Origin of the sequence: Reyranella sp. (genome assembly GCF_036558665.1) — a bacterium.
Classification (GTDB): domain Bacteria; phylum Pseudomonadota; class Alphaproteobacteria; order Reyranellales; family Reyranellaceae; genus Reyranella.
In genome coordinates this window covers 1-18,810 of record NZ_DATBFE010000119.1, presented here as the reverse complement: position 1 = coordinate 18,810, position 18,810 = coordinate 1, and the positions used below count along the sequence as shown (strand labels likewise).

Annotated in this window: 18 protein-coding genes; 6 read left to right on the top strand and 12 right to left on the bottom strand. The window is 65.7% G+C overall.

Annotation, left to right across the window (positions count from 1 at the left end; all coding sequences use genetic code 11):
• Positions 1 to 35 precede the first annotated feature (35 nt).
• Positions 36 to 1,235, bottom strand: coding sequence for a Xaa-Pro peptidase family protein (locus tag VH499_RS17450; protein WP_332054020.1), 1,200 nt, complete (start codon positions 1,233 to 1,235; stop codon positions 36 to 38).
• 444 nt (positions 1,236 to 1,679) lie between these two features.
• Between VH499_RS17450 and VH499_RS17445 the strand changes: the two genes are divergently transcribed.
• Both VH499_RS17445 and VH499_RS17440 read left to right on the top strand, forming a co-directional pair.
• Positions 1,680 to 2,837 (top strand): aromatic ring-hydroxylating oxygenase subunit alpha, encoded by a 1,158-nt coding sequence (locus VH499_RS17445; RefSeq protein ID WP_332054019.1) that lies wholly within the window; start codon positions 1,680 to 1,682, stop codon positions 2,835 to 2,837.
• Complete coding sequence (locus VH499_RS17440; RefSeq protein WP_332054018.1) at positions 2,834 to 3,937, top strand: 5-methyltetrahydropteroyltriglutamate--homocysteine S-methyltransferase; 1,104 nt, start codon at positions 2,834 to 2,836, stop codon at positions 3,935 to 3,937. The genes VH499_RS17445 and VH499_RS17440 overlap by 4 nt, the downstream gene beginning before the upstream one ends.
• Positions 3,938 to 3,941: 4 nt before the next feature.
• Here the strand turns inward: VH499_RS17440 and VH499_RS17435 are convergent, their stop codons facing one another.
• Positions 3,942 to 4,655, bottom strand: coding sequence for an aspartate/glutamate racemase family protein (locus VH499_RS17435; RefSeq protein ID WP_332054017.1), 714 nt, complete (start codon positions 4,653 to 4,655; stop codon positions 3,942 to 3,944).
• A 162-nt stretch (positions 4,656 to 4,817) separates the two neighbouring features.
• Between VH499_RS17435 and VH499_RS17430 the strand changes: the two genes are divergently transcribed.
• A complete protein-coding gene (locus VH499_RS17430; protein WP_332054016.1) occupies positions 4,818 to 5,183 on the top strand; it encodes a PRC-barrel domain-containing protein in 366 nt (121 codons plus the stop codon).
• 49 nt (positions 5,184 to 5,232) lie between these two features.
• Here VH499_RS17430 and VH499_RS17425 read toward each other — a convergent pair whose 3' ends face one another.
• Together VH499_RS17425 and VH499_RS17420 are read right to left on the bottom strand one after the other, a co-directional pair.
• The gene (locus VH499_RS17425) at positions 5,233 to 5,781 is read right to left on the bottom strand and encodes a hypothetical protein (protein ID WP_332054015.1); all 549 of its coding nucleotides are present in this window, start codon (positions 5,779 to 5,781) and stop codon (positions 5,233 to 5,235) included.
• A 3-nt stretch (positions 5,782 to 5,784) separates the two neighbouring features.
• Positions 5,785 to 7,218, bottom strand: coding sequence for an LVIVD repeat-containing protein (locus VH499_RS17420; RefSeq protein ID WP_414709806.1), 1,434 nt, complete (start codon positions 7,216 to 7,218; stop codon positions 5,785 to 5,787).
• 283 nt (positions 7,219 to 7,501) lie between these two features.
• Here VH499_RS17420 and VH499_RS17415 point away from each other — a divergent pair, with 283 nt between their 5' ends.
• Positions 7,502 to 7,972, top strand: a complete 471-nt coding sequence (locus VH499_RS17415; RefSeq protein ID WP_332054014.1) for a (2Fe-2S)-binding protein — start codon at positions 7,502 to 7,504, stop codon at positions 7,970 to 7,972.
• Positions 7,973 to 7,975: 3 nt separating this feature from the next.
• The gene (locus VH499_RS17410) at positions 7,976 to 10,249 is read left to right on the top strand and encodes a xanthine dehydrogenase family protein molybdopterin-binding subunit (protein ID WP_332054013.1); all 2,274 of its coding nucleotides are present in this window, start codon (positions 7,976 to 7,978) and stop codon (positions 10,247 to 10,249) included.
• Here VH499_RS17410 and VH499_RS17405 read toward each other — a convergent pair.
• From VH499_RS17405 to VH499_RS17375, 7 genes are all read right to left on the bottom strand, one after another.
• The gene (locus tag VH499_RS17405; protein WP_332054012.1) at positions 10,212 to 11,477 is read right to left on the bottom strand and encodes an OpgC family protein; all 1,266 of its coding nucleotides are present in this window, start codon (positions 11,475 to 11,477) and stop codon (positions 10,212 to 10,214) included. The two genes, VH499_RS17410 and VH499_RS17405, sit on opposite strands and share 38 nt — an antisense overlap.
• 229 nt (positions 11,478 to 11,706) lie before the next feature.
• The gene (locus tag VH499_RS17400) at positions 11,707 to 13,128 is read right to left on the bottom strand and encodes an amidase (RefSeq protein WP_332054011.1); all 1,422 of its coding nucleotides are present in this window, start codon (positions 13,126 to 13,128) and stop codon (positions 11,707 to 11,709) included.
• Entirely contained in the window at positions 13,125 to 14,537 is a 1,413-nt protein-coding gene (locus tag VH499_RS17395; RefSeq protein ID WP_332054010.1) for an amidase, read from the bottom strand. The genes VH499_RS17400 and VH499_RS17395 overlap by 4 nt, the downstream gene beginning before the upstream one ends.
• Positions 14,534 to 15,931 (bottom strand): tetratricopeptide repeat protein, encoded by a 1,398-nt coding sequence (locus VH499_RS17390; protein WP_332054009.1) that lies wholly within the window; start codon positions 15,929 to 15,931, stop codon positions 14,534 to 14,536. Before VH499_RS17390 ends, VH499_RS17395 begins: the two co-directional genes overlap by 4 nt.
• Before the next feature lie 99 nt (positions 15,932 to 16,030).
• Positions 16,031 to 16,345: a hypothetical protein gene (locus VH499_RS17385; RefSeq protein WP_332054008.1), complete on the bottom strand. Its 315-nt coding sequence runs from the start codon at positions 16,343 to 16,345 to the stop codon at positions 16,031 to 16,033.
• A gap of 172 nt (positions 16,346 to 16,517) precedes the next feature.
• Positions 16,518 to 16,937 carry a hypothetical protein gene (locus VH499_RS17380; protein WP_332054007.1) on the bottom strand — a complete coding sequence of 140 codons (420 nt, stop codon included), beginning with the start codon at positions 16,935 to 16,937 and terminating at the stop codon, positions 16,518 to 16,520.
• 33 nt (positions 16,938 to 16,970) lie between these two features.
• Positions 16,971 to 17,852, bottom strand: a complete 882-nt coding sequence (locus VH499_RS17375) for a DUF4743 domain-containing protein (RefSeq protein WP_332054006.1) — start codon at positions 17,850 to 17,852, stop codon at positions 16,971 to 16,973.
• Between the two features lie 29 nt (positions 17,853 to 17,881).
• Between VH499_RS17375 and VH499_RS17370 the strand changes: the two genes are divergently transcribed.
• Complete coding sequence (locus tag VH499_RS17370) at positions 17,882 to 18,253, top strand: hypothetical protein (protein WP_332054005.1); 372 nt, start codon at positions 17,882 to 17,884, stop codon at positions 18,251 to 18,253.
• Positions 18,254 to 18,301: 48 nt separating this feature from the next.
• On the opposite strand, the gene lysM is transcribed toward VH499_RS17370, so the two are convergent.
• Positions 18,302 to 18,810, bottom strand: a 509-nt coding sequence (gene lysM, locus VH499_RS17365) for a peptidoglycan-binding protein LysM (protein ID WP_332054004.1), incomplete at its 5' end; no start/stop codon positions are given.

Genomic DNA, 18,810 nt, shown 5'->3' with positions numbered 1-18,810 from the left:
GACATAGCCGGCACCGCCGCCGCCGGACGCGTCGATCAGGCATCTTTGTGGAAGAGCTTCCGGGGACAGTCGGCGAGTACTTCGGCCGCGCGGTCGGTGACGACGAAGGTTTCGCTGACCACGAGACCGTACGATTCGAGCCACAGTGCCGGAATGCAATGGAATGTCATGCCGGGCTCGAGGACGGTCCCGTCCCCCCGCCGCATGGAGCACGTAAGCTCGCCCCACGTCGGCGGATAGCCAATCCCCACCGGATAGCCGATGCGGCTGTCCTTTTCGATGCCGTAGCGGGCAATCGTCCGCCGCCAGGCGGCCTCGAGTTCCTCCAGCGTCACCCCTGGCCTCACGGTGGACAGCACGGCCTCCAGCCCCTCGACGATGATCCTGGTCGTGTCGAGCATCTTCTGCGAGGGCCTGCCCAGATAGACGCAGCGCGACAACGGCGAATGGTAGCGATGTCGCACGCCCCCTTGCTCGATATAGAACATGTCGTTCTTCTGGAGCGGTGCATCCGACCAGCTGAGATGCGGCGCCGAGCAGATTTCATTGACCATGGCGTTGGGAGGCTTGCAGGGGAAGGTGCCGCCGACATCGGGAGTGCCGCCGATCGTCACGCGGTAGAGCGCCGCCATGACGTCACACTGGCGGACACCGATCTCGACGGCATCCACCGCGGCAAGGATGGAAGCGGCTGAGATCCGGCCCGCTTCCTTCATATACTGAAGCTCCTTCGTGGATTTCTTCAGGCGGCACCAGTTGACCAGCAGAAACGCGTCATGGAAGCGGGCGTTGGGCAATTCGTGCGTCAGGATCTGATGCCAACGGGCCGTGTAGTAGTAATCGTCCATTTCGACGCCGATGTGCGCCCTGCCCCAGCCGCGGTCGCGGATGATTCCGGCCAGGAACTGCATGGCATGGCGTTCGCGCGACGCGACATACTCGTCCGGATAGGGGACGATCCGATCTTCGCCCATATAGACGGTGAACCGCGCTCCCACCGCGTCCATTTTCCGGCCAAACCAGATCGGTTCGCTTTCGCTGACATGCACGAGAACCATCTGCGGCGTATAGAACGACCAGCCGTCGTAGCCTGTCAGCCAAAAGTGGTTCGCCGGGCTCGCCAGCAGCAGGAGCTCCAGCCCCTCGACGGCCATGCGCTCCTTCACCTGGAGCAGGCGCCTTTGATACTCGGAACGATCAAACAGTTCGATCTTGGCGGTCGACCGTTCAGTCATCGAACTCTCTTTCGTCAAAGCGGCCGGCGCGATTGCCAGCCGTATCGTCACTGCTGCCGGGGCTGGAATCAACGCACTCCTGCCGGCGCCGCCATGCATCCGCGTTCGGCCTTTGACGGCCATATGGCATTTCTCGCCCGCTATTCCGGAAACGCTCGGCAAGCGGCTGGGCCCCGAGCGGCAAGCGTGCTCCGGCGTCGGTCGGACGCCGGTCCAAATGTCCGGATGAGGGTTGTGGCAGCTCACGCAGCCCGCATCCATGGTCACCGGCGAGATGAGCCGCACCCGGCCGCTCAGCCCTGATCACGCGACCTCGCTATGCCCCGGCGTCGCCAGCACCCACTCGGCGACGTCGGTCGCGGGAAATGCCCTTGGCCCTGCCGACAACGATCCAGCCGACTTTGCCGGCTGGTGGGCCATGGCGGCAGGGCTTAGACTTCCGCCATGAACCGCAAGGAAGAGCTCGCCGTCGGGAGGCGGCTGATCGGCCATATTGACGGCCGCACGACCGATCTGGCGGACGATCTGTTCCGCAACCAGGTGATCGCCTATTCCTGTCGCGATCGCGCCAAGCTCGAGCGCGAGCGCCTGTTCCGCGACCATCCGGTCTTTATGGCGCTTGGCACGCGGCTCGCCAGGCCGGGCGACTACCTCACCGAGGATGTGGCTGGCCTGCCAGTCTTGCTGGTGCGGGGGACCGACGGTTTCGTCCGGGCCTTCGCCAACATCTGCCGTCATCGCGGTGCGCCGGTGGCACAGGGCTGCGGCAATGCCCGGGCCTTCGCCTGTCCTTACCACGCCTGGACCTACGACCTCACAGGCAGGCTGCTCGGAACCACCGACAAGGTAGGATTTGCCGGCCTCGATCTCGCGAGCCACGGTCTCGTGCCACTGCCCGCAGCGGAGAAGCATGGCATGATCTTCGTGCGGCCGAGGCCCGCACGGCCGGGCGAAGCGGAGGCCATCGACGTCGATGCGACGTTGGGTGCGATGGCTGCCGACATGGCGGCGCTCGAGCTCGATACCTATCCTATGTTCTCGGCCGACCGCATCGCGCCGTGCATCAACTGGAAATTCGCCGTCGACACCTTCCTCGAGGGCTATCACATCCCGCATCTGCACCGGAAGACCATCGGACCGTATTTCATCGGCAATTGCGGCACCTTCGACAGTGCCGGGCCGAACGGCCGCATGTGCGTGGCCCGGACCTCGATCGACGCCGTGAGGCCACTGCCCGAGGCCGAGCGCAACTACCGGCCGCACGTGATCTCCGTCTATCAGCTCTTTCCCAACACCATCGTGATCTGGCAGGTCGACCATATCGAAATCTGGCGCGCCTTTCCCGATCGCGACGATCCCGGACGGTGCGACGTCGAGATGACGATCTACAAGCCGGCCGATTCGGCGCGGCCAGACTCCTACTGGGAGAAGAACCGGGACATCGCGATCCGCACGGTGATGGAGGAGGATTTCCCCCTGGGTGAGCGGATGCAGGTCGGCTTCGAGTCGGGCGCGACCGGCGAAGTGATCTACGGCCGCAACGAGCCGTCGCTGGTCCATTTCCATCGCTCGATCCGGAACGCACTGGGTGTCGCCGCATGAAGAGGAGCAAGCCCCCGTTCCGCGCCGATCAGGTCGGCAGCCTGTTGCGCACGGCGCCGGTCAAGGAAGCGCGCACCAGGCGGCTCGCCGGCGAGATCACCGCGGCGCAGTTGAAGGGGGTCGAGGACGAGGAGATCCGGAAGCTGGTCGCCAGGCAGGAGGCGATCGGCCTGCAGGGCGTGACCGACGGCGAGTTCCGTCGTTCGTGGTGGCACTACGATTTCCTGGCCAGGCTCCAGGGTGTCGAGCTGGTGAGCGTGACGCAGGGCCTGCAGTTCAAGGGCACCCAGACGAAGGCCGAAGGGCTGCACGTTCACGGCAAGATCGATTTTCCCGCCGACCATCCGATGCTCGACCACTTCAGGTTCCTGAAGTCGGTGGCGAGGCAGACGCCCAAGATGACCATCCCCTCGCCGACGGCGCTGCATTATCGGGGCGGCCGCCAGGCGATCGAGCGCTCGGTCTATCCCGAGATGGAGCCGTTCTTCGCGGACCTGGGCAAGGCGTACACCAGGGCGGTGCGCGCCTTCGGCGAAGCGGGCTGCACGTACCTGCAGCTCGACGAGGTGTTCGTGGCCTATCTCTGCGACCCCACCCAGCGCGACTATCTCCGGGACCGCGGCGAGGATCCCGACAGGCTCCTGCACGTCTACGCCGATCTCGTGAACGCTGCCTGTGCGGGCCGGACGCCGGGCATGACCATCTCCATGCATCTCTGCCGTGGCAATTTCCGCTCCACCTGGATGGCGCAGGGCGGCTACGAGCCGGTCGCCGACATCCTCCTCAACAAGATGAACGTCGACGGCTACTTCATGGAATACGATACCGAACGCGCCGGCGGCTTCGAGCCGCTGCGCTTCCTGCCGAAGGGCAAGCACGTGGTGCTGGGCGTCGTGACCTCGAAGACCGGCGCGCTGGAAAGCAAGGACCAGCTCAAGCGGCGCATCGACGAAGCGTCAAAATTCGCGCCGCTCGACCAGCTCTGCCTCTCGCCGCAGTGCGGCTTCGCCAGCACCGAGGAGGGCAATCTGCTGGCCGAGGACGAGCAATGGGCCAAGCTTGCCCGCTGCGTCGAGGTCGCGGGCGAAGTGTGGGGGTGACCTCTCAGGCCGCCTTCTTGTGCCCCTCGATTGCCCGACGGATCGCGGCCCGTGCCAACAGTCGCGTCGAATCGAGGGTTGGCAGGGGCGAGTTGGCGTCGTTCAGGATCAGGGGTAGCTCGGTGCAGCCGAGCACCACGGCGTCGCAACCTTCCTCATCCTTGAGGCGGCCGATCACCTTCTGGCAGTAGGCCACGCCCTCGGGCTCGAGGATGCCGCGCACAAGTTCGTCCATGATGATGCGGTTGATCTCGTCGCGTTCGGGAACCGTCGGCCGCACCCATTGGAGGCCGCGGGCGGAAAGCTTCCGCGGATAGACCTCGCTGTCGGTCAGCCAGCGCGTGCCGGTAATGGCAATGCGCCGGAAGCCGCGGGCAACGCCTTCGGCCGCCACGCCGTCGGCGATGTGCAGCCACGGGATCGGCGAGCGCGCCTCGATGAGAGGCAGCGCCTGATGGATCGTGTTGTCGGGGCAGATCACGAAAGCGGCGCCGACGCGGGCAAGCTTTTCGCCCGATGCCAGCATCAGTTCGGCGACGCCCTGCCAGTCGCCGCGATAGATGCAGTTCATGTAATCGTCGAGCGAAGGCGTGTGCATGGTCACCTCGGGGTGGCCATGGCCGCCCAACAGGGCGGGCGCCTCGGTGCAGATGGTGCGATAGCAAAGCGCCGCGCCTTCGGCGGAGCAGGCGGCGATTCCGATGTGCAACGGCCTCATGCGGACAGTTTGGCCGAAGAAATCTCGCCGGTCATCTTGTTCGTTGACGGCCCTGGTTTCGCTGCTGCGCAACTCGCCATCCGGCAGAAGCGTTGAACGAGGTGCGGTTCCTTCCCATCGCCGCGAGGACCTTCCTCACAATCACCAGACACGGAGGCAGCAATGACCGACGTCACCAGGATCACGAGCGGTTCGCTGATCGCAGCCGACAGCGTGAACGGCACCGATGTCTACAATGCCGCCGGCGAGAAGCTCGGCACGGTCGACGACATCATGCTCGACAAGAAGAGCGGGCGCGCGATCTACGCCGTCATGTCGTTCGGCGGCTTTCTGGGCATGGGCGAGAAGCAGCATCCATTGCCCTGGTCGTCCTTGACCTACGACGAGAACAAGGGCGGCTTCGTGGTCAATCTCGACAAGAAGCAGCTTCAGGACGCGCCGACCATCGACGACTACGAAGCCTTCGAATGGACGCCGGACTATGGCCGCACCGTCGACAAGTACTACGGCGCGCCGACTTATTGGTAACATCGCAAGTCCTGATCGCGCTCTCAGGCGGCGCCGTGCCGGTGCGGGCCTACCTCTCCCCGAGCTGTCCGTTGATCCAGTCCTGTACCGGATCAGCCTCGAGGAAGCGGCGGGCGGTGCGGCGCAGCTTCTCGTCGGCGACGTTACCGACCACGATTGCGACGACGAGATCGCAGCGATAGGAGACAGCGATCGCCTCGGCGAGCTGCGCGGCACCCCGAGAGCGCAGCCTGTAGAGGCGGCTGCGGCCGACAAGGTCGGTGACATGGATGCGTTGGCCCGGCGCTAGCGGAACGAACAGCGGATCCACCAGGTCGATGTCGGTGACGCGGTCGACTTCGGAATCCTCCACCACACCCGTGTCGCAGTTCCCGCAGAAGCCGAGCTTCGGCCGCACATAGAGCTCGAGGCCATGGCCCCGCCACGCCTGGCCTTCGTCCCATCCGTCACGCGGGAAGGGCCAGGCGATGCGCTGCCAGCCGTCGTATTGCCTGGGCGTGTGTGCCACGTCCCAGCGCACATAGGCGGAGAACGCCGCCGTCGCGATCAGGAAGACGGCGGCGAATGCCGCATAGAGCAGCGTGCGCCGGCTGAGCATCGCTCACTTCAATCCGGCCACCGTGCGGGCCGGACCCGTCAACTCCAGGATGTGCAGGCCCGTGTTGGCGCGGTCGACGATGTAGACGTATCCCCGCGCGTCGGTCTCGACATTGTTGGTCTGGATCGCGGTTCTGCAGCGATCCTGGCCGCCTCCGCGCACGCAGCGCTTGTCCGTCTTGTCCGTAATGGCGGGAATGAAATAGCCGATCTCCATCGGGTGGTAGGGATCGCGAATGTCGAGCGCGCGCACCCCGGCATTGAAGAAAGCGATGAACGCCAGCTTCCTGTAGAAGATCGGATCCATGCTTTCGTTGGACGAATGCGCACCGAAGCGGCCGCCGCGCTGACAGAAATGGCCACTCGCCTCGGGCACTGTCCAGTTCGAGATCATCATTGGTCTCGCCTCGATCGAGACGTCGGCGAACCAGACCATCTGGCGCGCCTCGCGGCATTCGTTCTGGATCGCTTCGTCCACGACCATCACGATGTCGCGCTTGGCGCCCTCGCTGTCGTGCGCGAACTCCGCGATCGGCATCTGCGGCAGGGGAAAGGTCGTGTGCGCGCCGTTCCAGGCGGACATCAGGAGACGGCCGACCTCGGGATAGCGGAGATTGTCGTCCGTTGGCGCTGCCGGCCCCTTCAGGAGCTTCTCGCGGTCGACGATCTGCAGCATGCCGCCCTTGTCGGTGCCGTAGCCGAAATAGACCCGGTTGCCGCCGGGACCGGTCGAGATCGGGCCGTGCAGCTCCGTCGGAACGGCGCCAACGGCACCCGGCTGCTGGCCCGCCAGGCCGAAGTCCCGGATCTTCACCGGATGCGCAGGGTCGGACAGATCGTAGACCTGCGTCATGCGGCGAACGCGCCAGTCCGGCACGCCCGAGACGAGATAGGCAATGCCCGTATCACACTCCCACCAGCTCTTGTGTGTGTCCTTGAGGCCAGCGATGCGCGTGACCAGGGCCGGATTGGCGGGGTCGGCCACGTTCCAGATCTCATGCGCTTCGCTTCCGAAGGTGCGCAGCATATAGACCGCCCTCCGATCCCCCTTGGGGAGGGTGGCGCCATCGCATACGCGGACCATCTGCGCGCCGCCGCTTTCGTACTTGCCCTCCTGTCCCGGGAGGTGGTGCAGGTACCGCGGGTTCGCGGGATCTGTCACATCGACGATCGACGTGCCGTTGGGCTCGGCCTTGCCGGTGAGGGAATTGATGGGAGCCGCAACGGCATCGGTGCCGCCATGATGGCCGATATAGGCGATCCACCGGTCGCCCTGGCGGTGGATCGTCGGCTGATAGGCGCTGCGCCCCTGTAGATCGTTCCAGCCGACCAGCCGCATGTTGGACGCTTCGGGCGGATCGCCGATCTTCTGCTGTTGGGCAACGGCGCCGCCGGCCAGGATGGGCGCACCAACGATCAGCAAGGCAAGCCGCATCATGTCGTTTCCTCCGCCGGGCAAGACTATTACAGCCGGTGACGCCGGCAACCCCGCGTCCGGCCTCCCTCGCCATTCACGGTCACAAGTTGCGGAGGGACGAGCGTCGAGCGCGCGCCCGCACCGGGCCTCCGCTCATGGTCGTTTTCCGGGACGCGAATAACGATGCTTGACGCCCGCAAAGCGCCGGGCGCACGATCCGCGCGCAAGAAGCAAGAACAAGAAATGCATCCCATGGGATGCACGCGTTGGCTCGTGAACAACAAGCGTCAGCCACGGAGGAAACATGCTCACACTCACGATCAATGGCCAGGCCAAGCAGGTCGATGCCGCGGACGACACGCCCTTGCTGTGGGTCATCCGCGAGCACCTGCAGATGACCGGCACCAAATTCGGCTGCGGAGCCGGTCTCTGCGGCGCCTGCACGGTGCATGTCGACGGCACGGCCGTGCGGTCGTGCCAGACCGCGGCGAAGGACGCGGTGGGCAAGAAGATCGTCACCATCGAAGGGCTGGGCGGCGGCAAGCCGCATCCATTGCAGGTCGCCTGGGTCGAGGAGCAAGTCCCGCAATGCGGCTACTGCCAGTCGGGACAGATCATGCAAGCGGCGTCGCTGCTGGCAAAGAATCCCGATCCCACGAAGCAGGAGATCGTTGAACACATGGACGGCAATCTTTGCCGCTGCATGACCTACGGCCGCATCCAGAAGGCCATCATCCGCGCCGCGGCCGACATTCGCGCCAGGTCGGGGAGCTGAGCCATGACCCATATGAATCGCATTGATCTTCGCCGTCGCAGTTTCCTGATCGGCGCTTCCGCCACCGGCCTTGCTTTCGGCTACGCCGCCGTGCAGGGCGTGACGGGCATCAGCGACGCACTGGCCGCCAACAGCTTCGGTCCCACCACATGGTACTCGATCGCGCCCGACGGCAAGATCACGGTCATGGTCGGCAAGGGCGAGATGGGCCAGCACGTGTCTTCTGCCATGGCGCAGATCGTGGCCGAGGAGCTCGAAGCCGACTGGCGCATGATGCAGATCTCCCTGCCCGACAACGATCCCAAGTACAACGACCCGGTGCTGGGGGCGCTGCTCACCGGCGGCTCGTGGTCGGTACGCATGAACTTCGATGCCATGAGCCGCGCCGGTGCCGCTGGCCGCATCACGCTGACCGAAGCAGGCGCGGCGATGATGGGCGTGCCGGCCGGCGAATGCCGGGCCGCCAACAGCCAGGTCATCCATGGCAAGACCGGCAAGAAGGTGAGCTACGCCAAGATCGTGGCCGCCGGCAAGGCGAACAAGGTCTGGACGCCCGACGGGCTCAAGGCCATCAAGCTCAAGACACCCGACCAGTACACGCTGATCGGCCACTCGGTACCGCAGCTCGACATTCCGTCCAAGACCAACGGAACGGCCAAGTACGGCATCGACGCCATGGTGCCGGGCATGCTCTACGGCAAGCCGGTTGTGCCGCCGGTCCGTTACGGCGCGACCGTGAAGGCGGTCGACGACTCCGCAGCGAAGAAGGTGAAGGGCTTCGTCAAGGCGGTCATGCTCGACGACGGGACCAAGACGACCTCGGGTTGGGTCGTGGCCGTGGCGACGACCTACGAAGGCGCGAAGAAGGCGGCCGAGGCGCTCAAGATCGAATATGACCCCGGTCCCTACGCCAAGGTCAACGATCAGACCTTGATCGACGAGGCGAAGAAGCTGCAGGCGAGCGACGGCTCGGGCCAGCTCTTCGTCAGCGCCGGCGATCCCGCGGCGGCGATCGGGGGTGCGGCCAAGGTGCTGGAGGCGGAGTATCTCACCAGCATCAACATCCATGCGCCGCTCGAGCCGATGAATGCCCTGGCCTACGAGCAGGGCGGCGTGTGGCACGTGCATACCGGCAACCAGTTCGCCTCCCGCACCGGCGGCATCGCCGCGGCGGCGCTCGGAGTCGACCCCAAGCATCTGGTGCTGCATCAGTACTTCATGGGCGGCGGCTTCGGCCGACGGCTGGACGCCGACATGGTGGTGCCTGCGGTGCTGGCCGCAAAGGCGGTCGGCAAGCCGGTGAAGGTGATCTATGCGCGCGAAGACGACATGGCGATGGATTTCACCCGGCCGCTCACCTACCAGAAGGTCAAGGCCGGGCTCGATGCCGACGGCAAACTGATCGGCCTGCAGCACGACGTCGTCTGCGCCTGGCCGACCGCGCGCTGGGGCATCCCGGCCTTCCTCACGCCTTCGGTCGACAAGAAGGGACCGCTCGACAGCTTCACCGTGAACGGCGCGGACTTCTGGTACACCGTGCCGAACCACAAGGTGCGCGCGATCCTGAACGAGCTGGCGCAGAACGCCACGCCGTCCGGCCAGCTCCGTTCGGTGGCCCCCGGCTGGACCTTCTGGGCGGTCGAAAGCATGCTCGACGAGCTTGCCCATGCCGCCGGCAAGGACCCGGTCGACTTCCGGCTTGCCATGCTCGACGGTGCGGGCGCCAACGCGATGGGAGCGAAGAAGCTCGCCAACGCGCTACGTACCGCCGTCGGTCGCTCGGGCTACGGGGCAGTCTCCCTGCCCAAGAACTCGGGCATCGGCGTTGCCTGCGTGAGCGCCCAGGAACGGGCCACCGCGACCTGGACCGCCTGCACGGCCCAGGTCGAGGTCAATCCATCGAACGGCGAGTTCAAGGTCAACAAGCTGACCCTCGCGATGGATCTCGGCACAGTGGTCAATCCTGACGGCGTGAAGGCCCAGATCGAGGGCTCCATGCTGTGGGGCATGTCGCTTGCGCTGTTCGAGAAGGCGCCGTTGGAGAACGGCGCGCTTCAGGTCAGGAACTTCGACGGTTACACGCCGATGCGTATGAGCCAGATGCCGGATCTCGACATCTCGATCATCTCCAACAACGACCCTGCCTCCGGCTGCGGCGAGCCGGGCGTCACGGTGATCGCGCCGGCGATCGCCAACGCAATCTTCAACGCCGTCGGGGCCAGGGTGCGATCGCTGCCGATCACCGCCGATGCGGTGAAGGCGGCGATGAAGGCGTAGAGCGCGGTGGCGTTCCCGTAGCAGTCGCACGGGGACGTCGGCCAGGTCCGCGATCGGCCATCGCCGGTCGCGGATGCAGGCTCGGCAGGAAGCCCCCCGCACGCTCGAGGATCAGCGCCGGAACGGCGAGCAGCGCGATTCCCGCGACTGCGATCAGGGTCTTCGTCGCCTCGTCGAATGGACCCCAGTCGTGGTCGACCGCTTTCAGCAGGTAGATCATGATCACGTGCCAGGCGTAGACCTGCAGTGAATGCCGGCCGAGCAAACGCAGGAAGGGCAGGTTGAAGAGCTGTTGGAGGAGGCGGGCGAGTCGCCGCAGCGCTGAACTTGCCGTCTCCGGTCCGACGCGGATGACCCAGGCCACGACGTAGGCCGCCGCTGCGAAGTTCAGCAGGTAGACGACCCCGAACTCGCCGCGGTTGGCCAGGGCGTGGAAGCGCAAGGCGATCGGCTCGGGCATGGTGAAGTGGTTCGACCATACGCGCCAGACCGCGAAGAAGAGCAGCAGAATGGCGGCGATGATCGCAAGCTCGGGCCGGTCGCGACGGAACAGCCGATCCCAATCGATCCGACCCTGCGCCATGGCGACACCGATCATCAGGCCGGCCATGAAGACGAGCTGCCATGCCAGCACGTTGAAATAGGCCCGCAACGGCAGAATGCGGTCCATCGCGGCCGCCAGCGGCAGGTGCGCGCCAAGCTGGACGGCCAGCCAGAGCACCGCGCAGCCGGCGGCGAGCCATGGCCAGCGTCCGCGCAGGCAAAGCCACAACAGGGGCGGCGTCACCAGGAGATAGACGACGTACTGCGGGAGGATGTCGAGATGGTCGGGCTGGTAGAGCAGGAGCGCCGACGCGGCCACGAGCCGGCCTCTGCCGAAACTGAGGTCGCCGAGCCAGTGGTGCCAGTAGAGCTGCGAGCCGGGCAGCACCGTCTGCAGCACCAGAATGACCAGGACGCATGCCAGGGCATAGGCATAGATCTCGGCGGCGCGGTTCCAGATCGCGCCCGCGGCGGCGCCGAAGCCTTTGCGGAGGGCGCGCTGGCCGTGAACCAGGCCGGCCAGCAGGCCTGACAGGAAAACGAAACCCTGGGCGCCTTCGACGAAGCCAAGCTCGTCGTGATTGACCTTCACCAGCAGATAATCGCCGGCGAAGGTCAGATGATTGAGGAACATGAAGACGAGGAAGTACCCGCGCAGTCCGTCGAGGATGGTCAGGCGGCCCATGCACAAACTCCCCATCGCGGGCTGGACAACCCGCGCAACCAACGACTTCGCCGCCAGACGTTTGCCCCCGGTGCCCGGATACTACCAGGCCACGCGCGAGAAGAACGCCTCATCCCCAGTCCGGTTTCAGCTCCGCCTTTCAACTTTCCGTGCTTCACACGCCGCGCACGTCACGCTCAAGGCAGCCCGCCACTCCCGCGCACAAGCTCTTTGTTCACCTTGAGGCGAGTCAGATCTGATGCGCCATCGGTGGAGCGGGTATCGGGCGCACGCGTTCGTAGGCTGCGGCGGCACGCATCACCAGCGTGTCGCAGGCATGAGCGCCCACGATCTGCAGGCCGATCGGCAAGCCGTCGCGATCGAGACCGCAGGGAATGGTGGCAGCGGGCTGGCGCGTGAGATTGAAGGTGAGAGTGAAGGGCGTCCAGCCGATGTCGACGCCGTCGCCGCCCCAGGCTGCATTCTCGTTCACGGCGAAGGCCGTCATCGGCATGGTCGGAGTCAGCAACAGGTCGTACTTGGCCAGGAACTGGTTCAGGATCACGGCGACCTGCTGGCGCTGGTTGATGGCGGTCACCACCGCCTCCTGACCGAGATTCGCGCCGACCTCGGCGGCCTTCAGCAGGCCGGGATCCATCAGCGCACGCTTGTCCTCGCTGAAGCTCTTCACCAGCACCGCGACATTGGACTGCCAGTGTGCGTTCAGGATACGGCGTGGATCGAGGCCCATCAGGTCGGGGGAGTCCTCCACGACCTTGGCGCCCAGGGTCCTGAACACCCTGGCGGCCGCTTCGACTGCCGCGGCGACATCGCGGTCGATCTTCTCCCGCTCGACGAAGCCGAGGTTCGGTGAATAGGCAATGCGCAGGCCTTTCACGCCCTTGTCGAAGCCCTTGAGGTAGTCCTCCTCGTCATCCCGCCGGGAGTAGGGGTCGCGCGCGTCGTACCGGGCGATGACGTTCATCACCATCGCCGCGTCCTTCACGGTGCGCGTCATCGGGCCGATGTGGGACAGCGTGCCTTGCGACGACGCCGGCCACAGCGGCACCCGTCCCTGCGTCGGTTTCAGCCCGAACAGGCCGGTAAACGAGCAGGGGATGCGCACCGAGCCCGCGCCGTCGGTGCCGATGGCGAGGTTGCCCATGCCGACCGCTTCTGCCGCGACGCCGCCACCCGACGAGCCGCCGCTCGTGCGGCCGATCTTCCACGGATTGTGCGTCGCGCCGAACAGACCCGAGTCGGTGACGCCCTTCCAGCCATATTCTGGCGAGGTCGTCTTGCCGAGCAGCACCGTGCCGGCCTCGCGCAGGCGCTGCGCGACCGGCGCGTCGACGGTCCACGGGCCGTCGGCATCGGTCGCGAGGCTGCCCATGCGCGTGGGCATGCCTCTGGTCAGCACCATGTCCTTGATGGTGATCGGTACGCCGTCGAGATCGGAGAAGCGCTTGCCGCCCTTCTTCCAGCGCTTCTCCGAAGCGCGCGCGGCGCGCATCGCCGCGTCGGGATCGAGATGCTGGAAGGCGTTGAGCTGCGGATTGAAGGCCTCGATGCGGGCGACGGCCGCCTTCGTCGCTTCCACCGGCGAGGCCTTGCGTCCCTTGTACAGTTTCACGAGCTGATGCGCCGGCATCATCGCAAGGTCGGCCGTCATTTCACGGTCTCCGGGAGGACAGGAAATTCGAGGGGATCGACTTCGGCATAGCGGGCCGCCGCGCGCAGGACGAGCGCGTCCTTGTAGTGGCCGGCGGCAATCTGCAGGCCGACCGGCAGGCCGTCCCGGCTGCGCCCGCAGGGCACGCTGATCGCCGGATGGCGGGACAGGTTGAAGTGGAAAGTGTAGGGCGACCACAACAGGTTCGGCTTGCCATCGGGCCCCATGGGCGCATTCACGCCCGCCGCGAAAGGCTGCACCGCGAGCGTCGGCGTCAGCAGCATGTCGTACTTGGTGAAAAAAGCGGTCCAGGCGATCGTCATCTCGCGTCGCGCGGCCTGCGCATTGATCAGATCCTGCAGCGTGAACTTGAGGCCGTTCTGGGCGCCCGCCATCAGACTTTCGTCGAACTCGCCATGCCGGTTCTCGGGATAGAGCTGCAGCAGGCGCTGAAGGCCAGTCAGCCAGTGCACGACGAAGACGCGCCCCGCCTCGCGATAGTTGGTGGGCGGCGCGACTTCCTCGACGATACAGCCCATCTTCGCGAAGCGCTTGGCCGCCTTGGTTACCAGGGCAGCCACCTCGATGTCGAGCGGATGATCGCCCATGCGCAGGAGGAAGGCGACCTTGGGCTTCCTGAGCTTGCCTTTCAGTGCCTTCACATAGTCGACTTTGTCAGGCGGCAGACTCCAGCCATCCAGCGGATCGGGCCGGGCGATCACGTTCATCATCAGCGCCACGTCGAGCGCCGTGCGGCACATCGGACCGGTGTTGGAGAGCTCGCCCGAAAGCGAGGGAGGCCAGGCAGCGATGCGCCCGAACGTGGCCTTGAGTCCGACCAGGCCGGTGAAGCTCGACGGCAGGCGGATCGAGCCGCCGCCATCCGTGCCGATGGCGATCGGCCCCAGCCCGGCTGCGACCGCCGCGCCGGCGCCCCCCGACGAACCGCCCGGCGTGCGGGCCATGTCCCAGGGATTGCGCGTGATGCCGTGCAGCGGCGAATCGGTCACGGCCTTGTGGCCGTACTCGGAGCTGGTGCTCTGCGCGAAGACGATCGCGCCCGCCTCGCGCAACCGCGCCACCGCCGGGGCATCCACCTCCGACAGCGTCGCGTCTGCAAGCTTGCTGCCCATGCGGGCCGGCCAACCTTTCACGCGTACCAGCTCCTTGATCGACACCGGCACGCCGTCGATCGGCGACAGCGGCTTGCTCTTTTTCCAGCGTCTCTCCGAGGCCTTGGCCATGGCGAGCGCCGGTTCGGCGTCGATGTGGCAAAGCGCATTGAGGCGCGGATTGACGGTCTCGACGCGCTTCAGTACCGCTTTCATCGTCTCAAGAGGTGAGGCTTTCCCCTTCGCGTAGAGCCTGCCGAGATCGGCGGCGCTCGCCCGGGTCAGATCGGTCGTCACGCAGCAACTCCTTTGATGTTACGGTACTGCCGTGCAAGCTGCTCGGCCTGATATTCGGCGGCCATCGCCTGCTCGGTACGGCCGAGCTTGCGGTAGAGGTCGGCGAGTCCCCGCTTGGTCGCCGGTATGGTTGGCCGCTCGCGTTCGTCGGCTTGCAGGATCTTGAGGGCGGCGTCGTTCCAGCCGGAGCGGACCAGCGCGTCGACATGGATGGCGCCAAACAGCGAACGCTGGGCGATGCTGCCGCCGATCGTCGCCAGGTGCGGCATGGCCTGACCGAGAAGACGCGCCGCTTCTGCATGATCGCCACAGGCATGGGCGGCGAGACCGTGCGCAGCCGGAACAGTGCAGTCGGCCCAGGCCTCGCGCTCGAACGGCTTGGCCCCTTGCGCACGGTCCTCGAGGCTCGCCAACATCTCGGTGACCGCGCTTCGTTCGCCGGCGCGCGCCAACGCATAGAGATACTGCAGGTCCAGGAACGGCACGAAGTGATCGTGCAAACGGCCTTTGACATAGGAGGCGATGTCGGCCCAGCGCGGGCCGACATCGACACCGCGCAGCTCCAGCCGCGCCAGCAGCGAGATGGCGTTGATCTGGTCCTCGGAAAACTCCTTCCACACGCCCCATACGCGCCCGTCGAACAGCGCGAGCGCGTCATCGGGGCGATCGAGATCGATCAGGAAAAGCGCGAGATGCCACCAGTTGTGGGTGTACATGAAGGAGTTGCACTCTTCCCACGTATCGGCCACCGAGCCGAGGAAGGCGACGCCCTCGACTAGGCGGCCGCGCGCCTCGAGGCAATGGGCCAGCGCGTGATGCGCCCAGGGATCCTTCCGCTCCATGTCGATGGCGCGTCGGGCATGCGCCTCGGCTTCGTCGAGGCGGTTGCATTCCTCGAGGCCGAACGCGCACATCCCCCAGGCGAAATGGTTCTCGCGATTTGCCGCCAGCAGCCGCTCGCCGATCCGCAGTAGTGCCTTGGCGTCACCGCGGTTGAAGGCGTGAAGTTGCCCGAGCTTGCCCGCCAGCAGATCGCGCGGCCATTCGGATACCATCTTCTCGTGGATTTCGAGGCTCTCGTCGGTGTCGCCGGCGAGCCAGGCGGCAGTTGCGGCAATCCACGCCCGTTCCCGCGCGCTCGCATCCTTCTCCATTGTCCGCGCGCGCTGCAGATATCGGGTGCCGATGATGCGGCCTTCGGCCGAGTTCATCGACAGCGCGAGATTGGCCGCCATGACCGGCAAGAGCGCGCAGCGCTCCTCGCGATCGGCGGCCGCCATGAAGTCGGGGAAGCGCTTGCCGAAGGCGAGCCACTCCTCGCGCAGGAAGTCCAGTGCCTCGATCGCGCGCGCGTCGGCACCGCCGACCTCCAACCCCTGACCATCCCGTGCCACGCTGTCTCCCTCCGGTCCGAGTCTTGCATGGTTGAACAGGGAGAGCAAAACGTTGCGCCGGAGGATAGTCCGCGCCGGATTTGCCAGCGACCGCTACGGTCAGCTTTTGGGTGAGCCGCCGAGGAAGCAGTAGATGAGGCCGCTCGGCGAGGCGCAGATGTGGCTGTTGCCGTCGGGCGCCAGTTGCTTCAGCACGGCGTGCGGCGGCACACGTACCCAATGCCCGTCGACGAGGGCGCGCCAGGTGCCGTCGTCGGTGAGATAGGCGCGTGTCGGCCGGCAATCGCCGAGACGGCCGTCGGCCGTGCCGTTGCAACACGAATAGCCCGTGCCGGGCTGCTTCAGGTCGCGATACCAGTCGTGATTTTCGACATGTCCCTGGCCGTGGAAACCATCCTGCGCTGGGGCGGCCACGGCGAGAGCAAAAAGGAGGGGGACCGCAAGAACAACAGACCGACTGCGAAAGGGCATGAAGCAGGCCCCTCTGCACAACACCAGTCGAGCCGGTCACGTATTCGCAGCGACGCGCCATTGCGCTCGACTGAATCCGTTGTGCCGATGTTAGCCCAAGTCGCTGTGAATGTCGTCAGCTCTTCGGTACGCCGCCGATGAAACAGTAGATCATTCCGCCCTTTCCAGCACAGACATGTGAATTGCCGTCCGGCGCCAGGGTCTTCAGCACGACGCTCGGCGGCACGGGCTGCCAGTGACCGTCGACGAGCGCGCGCCACGTCCCATCGCTCGTCTTGTAGGCGCGGGTCGGGCGGCAATCACCGTGCGTCGCGTCGCCGTCGCAACACGAGTAGCCTGTGCCGGGCTGCTTGAGGGTCTTGTACCAGTCGTGATGTTCGGCGTGACCGCGGCCCCATGCGCCGTCGATCGGCGCTTCGTCTCTCGGTTGATCGTCGCTCGATTGATCGTTGTGGGCATGGCTCGACATATCCTGGGCCACCGCCGAAAGAGCGAACGCCATCGTGAGCGCGACTGAAAGGGAAAGGACGCGCATGAGGGACCGACCTCCTCAGGCGCTTAAACGTGCTCACAGGGACGGAAGTTGCGAAAGGCTGGGCTGCGCATGGCGCAATCCGCCGACGATGGCGAAGAAGTCAGGATCGTCGGCCTTGAGCAGGCCGTGCCGGACGAAGAAGTCGATCAGCACCAAATTGCAATTGTATTTGAAGCGGTTGGTATCGCGTACCGTTTCGAACACGCGCTGCACCGGCCAAAGCTCGAAGGTCTCGACTTCGCCGTCAGATGCCTGCGGTATGAAATCTTCGGGCAGCTCGAGATCGAAGCAGGTCATGATGTCGGGCTTGAGCTGGGCGCCCGACTGGTTCCAGTAGGAAACATAACCGACGGCCCTCGCCTCGCGGGCGAGCTTGGGCGGGATCGCGGCCTCTTCGCCGCACTCCTTCACCAGATTGTCGAGAATGCCGATGCCGGCCGGTTGACCGCCGGCGACCGTGTTGTCGAGTTCGCCCGGGAAGGTCGGCTTGGCGCGCGAACGCTGCGGCACCCAAATATGAAGGCCGTCCCTCTTGCGCACGTAACCGGTCATGTGCGGGCCGTAAGCGCGCACGCCGAACCACGGCACCGCCGCGCGCTCCATGGTCATGAGCGCCGGCCGCCAGAATTCCCAGGTCACGGGGTAGGGCTCTTCGCGCCACTGCCCCTTGAAGTGGCCTTGCGCGCGCAGCTCGAGCAGGAAGGCGTGCATGGCGGCCGTGCGCTTGGTCGGCGCATCGAGGGTGCCGGCGAAGTACCAGCCCTGTTTGCGATGCGTGAAAAGCTCGGGCTTCGCAGCCAGCACCGGTGCGAAGTCGCGATGAATGAAGCCGGCGCGCTCGGTGCCGATGAGCCACGGCTCGAACTGGCGCAGGTCGGCGTTGTTGCAGCGCGCGATATGGTCGAGGAAGGACATCGCGAGACGACTAGCATAAAGTGGCGTGAATGACAGAAGACGAACTGCAGTCCTTGCTCGAACAGGCCATTCCCGCCAACGAGCGCTACGGGCTTTTCGTCGAGGAATGTCGAGACCAGGACGTGCGGCTGCGGTTCTCCGTGGACGGGGGCGAGCGGTGGTCCATGCCGGCGCTCCTTGCACTGGTGGATGCCTCGTTGCGGGCGGCGGCAGGTATCGAAGCCCGCGTGACGCACCTTAACGTCACAGTGATCAGGCCGGCGCAACAGGCGGACGTGCTCGCGCTTTCGCGCGTGATCCGCCGCGACCGGGCGACCGTTCATGCCGAGACGTGGCTGTTCAGCCACGCCGTCGTCGAACCGATGCTGCACGCGACGGCGAGTCTGAGTGCACGACGTTGAAGGCGTCCCGACGAGGAGGCGCTATCGTGGCCGCTGTTGCCGACCGGCTCAGAGCGGTGGAATTCGGATCTTCTGGCCCGGGAAGATCAGGTTGGCATCCTTGATCACCTCGCGGTTGGCCTCGAAGATCTTGGGGTACTTGTTGGCGTCCTTGTAGAAATGCTGCGCGATGGCCGACAGCGTGTCGCCGGACTTGATGATGTAGTACTGCGTCTGGTCCTCGGCGGCGGGAGCCTTCATTCCGTCGACGCTGACGTTGCCCACGCCCTTCGTGTTGCCGGCGATGAGGATCGCTTTCTGCAGGGCCTCCGTGCTCGATGCCTGGCCGCCGAGCGCCACGGTGCCGGAAGCGGGGTCATAGTCGACGGTCAATCCCTCGATGCCCTTGAGGGACGCCTCGATCTCCGCCTTGATCTTGTCGTTCGCCTCCGCATCGCTGTTGAAGATCTTGCGGCCGATGTCGCGCACGAAATCGAACAGACCCATGGCTGCCTCCCGCGTTGCCGTGGCGACCATGCTAGGTAGCGTGCAGCGCCGGCGCAACCGAAGCACCGCCA

Excerpts from the sequence above, each read along its gene's own strand:
- VH499_RS17410 (WP_332054013.1), top strand. The coding sequence starts at position 7,976 with ATGACCCATATGAATCGCATTGATCTTCGCCGTCGCAGTTTCCTGATC.
- VH499_RS17430 (WP_332054016.1), top strand. The coding sequence starts at position 4,818 with ATGACCGACGTCACCAGGATCACGAGCGGTTCGCTGATCGCAGCCGAC.
- VH499_RS17370 (WP_332054005.1), top strand. The coding sequence starts at position 17,882 with ATGACAGAAGACGAACTGCAGTCCTTGCTCGAACAGGCCATTCCCGCC.
- VH499_RS17400 (WP_332054011.1), bottom strand. The coding sequence starts at position 13,128 with ATGACGGCCGACCTTGCGATGATGCCGGCGCATCAGCTCGTGAAACTG.
- VH499_RS17425 (WP_332054015.1), bottom strand. The coding sequence starts at position 5,781 with ATGCTCAGCCGGCGCACGCTGCTCTATGCGGCATTCGCCGCCGTCTTC.
- VH499_RS17375 (WP_332054006.1), bottom strand. The coding sequence starts at position 17,852 with ATGTCCTTCCTCGACCATATCGCGCGCTGCAACAACGCCGACCTGCGC.
- VH499_RS17420 (WP_414709806.1), bottom strand. The coding sequence starts at position 7,218 with ATGATGCGGCTTGCCTTGCTGATCGTTGGTGCGCCCATCCTGGCCGGC.
- VH499_RS17380 (WP_332054007.1), bottom strand. The coding sequence starts at position 16,937 with ATGCGCGTCCTTTCCCTTTCAGTCGCGCTCACGATGGCGTTCGCTCTT.
- VH499_RS17445 (WP_332054019.1), top strand. The coding sequence starts at position 1,680 with ATGAACCGCAAGGAAGAGCTCGCCGTCGGGAGGCGGCTGATCGGCCAT.
- VH499_RS17450 (WP_332054020.1), bottom strand. The coding sequence starts at position 1,235 with ATGACTGAACGGTCGACCGCCAAGATCGAACTGTTTGATCGTTCCGAG.
- VH499_RS17435 (WP_332054017.1), bottom strand. The coding sequence starts at position 4,655 with ATGAGGCCGTTGCACATCGGAATCGCCGCCTGCTCCGCCGAAGGCGCG.
- VH499_RS17405 (WP_332054012.1), bottom strand. The coding sequence starts at position 11,477 with ATGGGCCGCCTGACCATCCTCGACGGACTGCGCGGGTACTTCCTCGTC.
- VH499_RS17440 (WP_332054018.1), top strand. The coding sequence starts at position 2,834 with ATGAAGAGGAGCAAGCCCCCGTTCCGCGCCGATCAGGTCGGCAGCCTG.
- VH499_RS17415 (WP_332054014.1), top strand. The coding sequence starts at position 7,502 with ATGCTCACACTCACGATCAATGGCCAGGCCAAGCAGGTCGATGCCGCG.